General features: G+C 63.4%; 3 protein-coding genes and 1 pseudogene. 3 read left to right on the top strand and 1 reads right to left on the bottom strand.

Annotation, left to right across the window (positions count from 1 at the left end; translation table 11 throughout):
* Positions 1 to 106: pseudogene (locus LE190_RS21280) on the top strand (IS5-like element ISDge16 family transposase); the annotation flags it as partial.
* A 49-nt stretch (positions 107 to 155) separates the two neighbouring features.
* On the opposite strand, the gene murJ reads toward LE190_RS21280, so the two are convergent.
* Positions 156 to 1,706: a murein biosynthesis integral membrane protein MurJ gene (gene murJ, locus LE190_RS21275; RefSeq protein WP_225240586.1), complete on the bottom strand. Its 1,551-nt coding sequence runs from the start codon at positions 1,704 to 1,706 to the stop codon at positions 156 to 158.
* Between the two features lie 236 nt (positions 1,707 to 1,942).
* Between murJ and rpsT the strand changes: the two genes are divergently transcribed.
* Both rpsT and LE190_RS21265 read left to right on the top strand, forming a co-directional pair.
* Complete coding sequence (gene rpsT / locus LE190_RS21270) at positions 1,943 to 2,209, top strand: 30S ribosomal protein S20 (protein WP_036216299.1); 267 nt, start codon at positions 1,943 to 1,945, stop codon at positions 2,207 to 2,209.
* A 302-nt stretch (positions 2,210 to 2,511) separates the two neighbouring features.
* Positions 2,512 to 4,746 carry an NADP-dependent isocitrate dehydrogenase gene (locus tag LE190_RS21265; RefSeq protein ID WP_225240585.1) on the top strand — a complete coding sequence of 745 codons (2,235 nt, stop codon included), beginning with the start codon at positions 2,512 to 2,514 and terminating at the stop codon, positions 4,744 to 4,746.
* Positions 4,747 to 4,913: the final 167 nt, after the last annotated feature.

The raw sequence follows: 4,913 nt of genomic DNA, 5'->3' as shown, positions 1-4,913 counted from the left end.
CAACCGGCTGAAGGACTTCCGCGCCGTTGCAACGCGTTACGACAAGCGCGGCCATAACTACCTCGCCGCAGTCATCGTGGCGACAATAATGTTATGGCTTCCCTGAACTCAGTCAGACAGACCCTAGGCAAGACAAAGCAAGGCAAGGCCGCGCCTTATTTGGCGCGGCGCTTGAAGTCGCCCGGCCGGAAGCCCAGCGTCAGCAGCACGGCGAAGTAGGCGGCGCCGGCCGCCGCGATGATGCCGGCCAGTGCGCCGGCGCGCAGCAGCGGCGTGGCGCGCATGGCGATCCAGTCGAACTGCGCCTGGCCGAACCAGCATACGGCGCCCAGTACGCCCGCCGCCACCAGCAGCCTGGCCAGGAAGGTGCCCCAGCCCGGCTGCGGCACGTAGATCCGGCGCCGACGCAGTCCCGTGTATAGCAAGGCCGCATTGATGCAGGCGCCGATGCCGATCGACAGCGCCAGCCCGGCCACCCCCAGCAGCGGCACGAAGCCGATGTTCATCAGCTGGGTCGCGACCAGCACGCCCACCGCGATCTTGACCGGCGTACGCACTTCCTGGCGTGCGAAGAAGGCCGGGGCCAGGGTCTTGACCAGGATGAATCCGAGCAGGCCGGCGGCATAGGCCATCAGCGGCAGCGAGGCCTTGCGCACGTCGGCGTCGTCGAACGCGCCATAGTGGAACAGGGTGGTGATCATCGGTTCGGCCAGGGTCGCCATGCCGACGGCGGCCGGAATCGCCAGCAGGAAGGTCAGGCGCAGGCCCCAGTCCAGCAGGGAGGCGTATTCCTGGGTGTCGCCATCGGTGTTCGCCTTGGCCAGGCCGGGCAGCAGGATGGTGCCGAGCGCCACGCCGAGCAGGGCGGTAGGCAGTTCCATCAGGCGGTCCGCATACTGCAGGGCGGAGACCGCGCCGGGACCCTGCCAGCCGGCGATGGTGGTGTTGATCAGGAGGCTGATCTGGGCCGCCGCCACGGCGAACACGGCCGGCCCCATCTTGCCCAGCATGCGGTGCACGCCGGCGTCGCGCAGGCCGGTCAGGGGATTGAGCGACAGGCGCGGCAGCATGCCCAGCTTGAGCAGGGGCGGGACCTGGATCGCCACCTGCAGCAGGCCGCCGATGCAGACGCCGACCGCCATCGCATAGATCGGCTGCTCGAAGTAGTCCGCCATCACTACCGCGGCGAAGATGAACGACAGGTTCAGCAGCACCGGCGTGAAGGCCGGGATCTTGAACTGGCGCCAGGTATTGAGGATGCCGCTGGCCAGGGCCACGAAGGCCATGCAGGCGATGTAGGGGAACATCAGGCGGGTCATGAAGACGGCGGCGTCGAAGGCCGCCGGTTCGCTCTGCAGGCCGCCGCCGATCAGGTAGATCAGCACCGGGGCCGCCAGGATGCCGGCCAGGCTGGTGAGCAGCGTGGCCCAGATCAGGACCGTTGCCACGTGGTCGACCAGGGTCTTGGTCGCTTCCTGGCCATGCTTGCCCTTGTACTCGGTCAGGATCGGCACGAAGGCTTGCGAAAAGGCCCCTTCGGCGAACAGGCGGCGCAGCAGGTTGGGCAGGCGGAAGGCGATGTTGAAGGCGTCGGTGAAATACGAGGCGCCGAAGGCGGCGGCAAACAGGCTTTCGCGCAGCAGGCCGGTGACGCGCGACACCATGGTCATGCTGGAGATGGCAGCGAGAGTACGGAGCAGGTTCATGGGCGGCAATTATACGTGGGCAACAGTCTGGAAAGTGCGGCCGCACGTGCCCGCGGACGACAATGTTTGAATTATGAATTGCCCTAAATGCTTTCGTTCGCTATAATCGTGGGCTGTACTGAATTCTGTTAGCAGACACTAATCGTTGGGCAGGCACCCGTCGTACACAAATGAGGAGCGCCGGTTTCACTCGCTAATGTTTGCAAACGCAACTTGACCCCGATTTAGGAAATTTCATGGCAAATACCGCACAAGCGCGCAAACGCGCTCGTCAAGCAGTTAAGCAAAACGCACACAACTCGGCACAGCGCTCGACCCTGCGTACCGCAATCAAGGCAGTTCGCAAGGCCATCCAGGCTGGCGACAAGGCCGCTGCAACCACCATCTTCCAGCAGTCCGTGTCGACCATCGACAGCATCGCTGACAAGAAGATCATCCACAAGAACAAAGCAGCGCGCCACAAGAGCCGCCTGGCTGCTGCCCTGAAAGCACTGTCCGCTTAATGAGCGAGGTGCGTGCGGCTGGCTAGCCGCAGCAGGCAGTTCTGTGCAGAGCAAGACCCGCCCGACTTCGGTCCTGGCGGGTTTTGTCGTTTGTCGTTCCGGATGCGCGCGCGGTCGCCGCGGCGGGCCCCGGTATCCTAAAACCGTGGCGCACAGTAAAATACTGGTGCATAATGTGAAACGCCCGTCTTATGTCTTATAGAAGACTTCGCAAAGCGCGGCCTTCGGCACAAGACCCGAGCCAGACCGTTACCACCGTTTTCAGCCATCGCGCCAGTGCGCGATCATCGAGGAAAAAGCGAATGAGCAGTGATCCGACCATCATCTACACCCTGACCGACGAGGCGCCGCTGCTGGCGACCCACGCCTTCCTGCCTGTCGTCAGCACCTTCACCAAGCCTGCCGGCATCAAGGTCGAGCAGAGCGACATCTCGGTCGCCGCCCGCATCCTGGCGCAATTCCCCGAGCGCCTCACGCCGGAACAGCGCGTGCCGGACGCCTTGAGCGAGCTGGGCAAGAAGACCCTGGAACCGGACGCGAACATCATCAAGCTGCCGAACATCTCGGCCTCGGTGGGCCAGCTGACCGCGGCCATCAAGGAACTGCAGGCCAAAGGCTATGACCTGCCGGACTACCCGGCCGACCCGAAGACCGACGAAGAGAAGGCCGTCAAGGCGAAGTATGGCAAGTGCATCGGCTCGTCGGTGAATCCGGTCCTGCGCGAAGGTAACTCCGACCGCCGCGCACCGAAAGCCGTCAAGGAATACGCACGCAAGAACCCGCACTCGATGGGTGAGTGGTCGCAGGCATCGCGCACCCACGTGTCGCACATGACCCACGGCGACTTCTACCACGGCGAAAAGTCGATGACCCTGGATTGCGCCCGCGACGTCAAGATGGAACTGGTCACCAAGAGTGGCCAGACCATCGTGCTGAAGCCGAAGGTCGCGCTGCAGGCCGGCGAGATCATCGATTCGATGTTCATGAGCCGCAAGGCCCTGCTGGACTTCTACGAAAAGCAGATCGAAGACGCCAAGAATACCGGCGTGCTGTTCTCGCTGCATGTGAAAGCGACCATGATGAAGGTCTCGCACCCGATCGTCTTTGGTCACTGCGTGCGTATGTTCTACAAGGAAGCGTTTGAAAAGCACGGCGCCCTGTTCGACAGCCTCGGCATCAACGTCAACAACGGCATGGCCGACCTGTACAACAAGATCGCCGACCTGCCGGCCTCGCAGCGCGAAGAAATCGAACGCGACCTGCACGCCTGCCAGGAGCACCGTCCGGCGCTGGCCATGGTCGATTCGGCCAAGGGCATCACCAACTTCCACTCGCCGAACGACGTGATCGTCGACGCCTCGATGCCTGCGATGATCCGCGCCGGCGGCAAGATGTACGGCGCCGACGGCCGCCTGAAGGAAGTCAAAGCGGTGATCCCGGAATCGACCTTCGCGCGTATCTACCAGGAAGTGATCAACTTCTGCAAATGGCACGGCGCGTTCGACCCGCGCACCATGGGTACCGTCCCGAACGTGGGCCTGATGGCGCAGCAGGCCGAGGAATACGGTTCGCACGACAAGACCTTCGAGATCCAGGAAGACGGCGTGGCCAACATCGTCGACCTCGCCACCGGCGAAGTGCTGATGTCGCAGAACGTCGAGAAGGGCGACATCTGGCGCATGTGCCAGGTGAAGGACGCCCCGATCCGCGACTGGGTGAAGCTGGCGGTCACCCGCGCGCGCAACTCGGGCATGCCGGCCGTGTTCTGGCTCGATCCGTACCGCCCGCACGAAAATGAACTGATCAAGAAGGTCAAGACCTACCTGAAGGACCACGACACGAGCGGCCTGGACATCCAGATCATGTCGCAGGTGCGTGCCATGCGCTTCACCCTGGAGCGCGTCTCGCGCGGCCTGGACACCATCTCGGTGACCGGCAATATCCTGCGCGACTACCTGACCGACCTGTTCCCGATCCTGGAACTGGGCACCAGCGCGAAGATGCTGTCGATCGTCCCGCTGATGGCCGGCGGCGGCATGTACGAGACCGGCGCGGGCGGCTCGGCGCCGAAGCACGTGCAGCAGCTGGTCGAAGAGAACCACCTGCGCTGGGATTCGCTGGGCGAGTTCCTGGCGCTGGCCGTGTCGCTGGAAGACCTGGGCATCAAGACCGGCAACAACCAGGCGAAGGTGTTGGCCAAGACCCTGGACACCGCTACCGGCCGCCTGCTGGACAACCGCAAGTCGCCGTCGCCGAAGACCGGCGAGCTCGACAACCGCGGCAGCCAGTTCTACCTGTCGATGTACTGGGCGCAGGAGCTTAGCGCGCAGACCGAGGATGCCGCACTGGCAGCCAAGTTCGCGCCGCTGGCCCAGCAGCTGGCGGAAAACGAGCAGAAGATCGTTGCCGAGATGCTGGAAGTGCAGGGCAAGCCGGTCGACATCGGCGGCTACTACAAGGCGGATGACGCCAAGGTGAAGGCCGTGATGCGTCCGAGCGCGACCTTCAACGCGGCGCTGGAGTCGTTCGCGGCGTAACTGACTGCCCGCTCCAGACAGGAACGCCGGCTTCATGCCGGCGTTAATGAGATGGTCACCCTCCACCCTACAAGTTACTAAGCTTGTAGGGTGTTTTCATTTTGGACGGAGGCCATCATGCAAGACGTTATGCTTATCGGCATCGACCTGGGCAAGCACAGCTTTCA

Source organism: Massilia hydrophila (assembly GCF_020208145.1).
GTDB classification, from domain to species: Bacteria; Pseudomonadota; Gammaproteobacteria; order Burkholderiales; family Burkholderiaceae_D; genus Telluria; species Telluria hydrophila.
This window is presented reverse-complemented; position numbering and strand designations above follow the sequence as displayed.

Excerpts from the sequence above, each read along its gene's own strand:
- murJ (WP_225240586.1), bottom strand. The coding sequence starts at position 1,706 with ATGAACCTGCTCCGTACTCTCGCTGCCATCTCCAGCATGACCATGGTG.
- rpsT (WP_036216299.1), top strand. The coding sequence starts at position 1,943 with ATGGCAAATACCGCACAAGCGCGCAAACGCGCTCGTCAAGCAGTTAAG.
- LE190_RS21265 (WP_225240585.1), top strand. The coding sequence starts at position 2,512 with ATGAGCAGTGATCCGACCATCATCTACACCCTGACCGACGAGGCGCCG.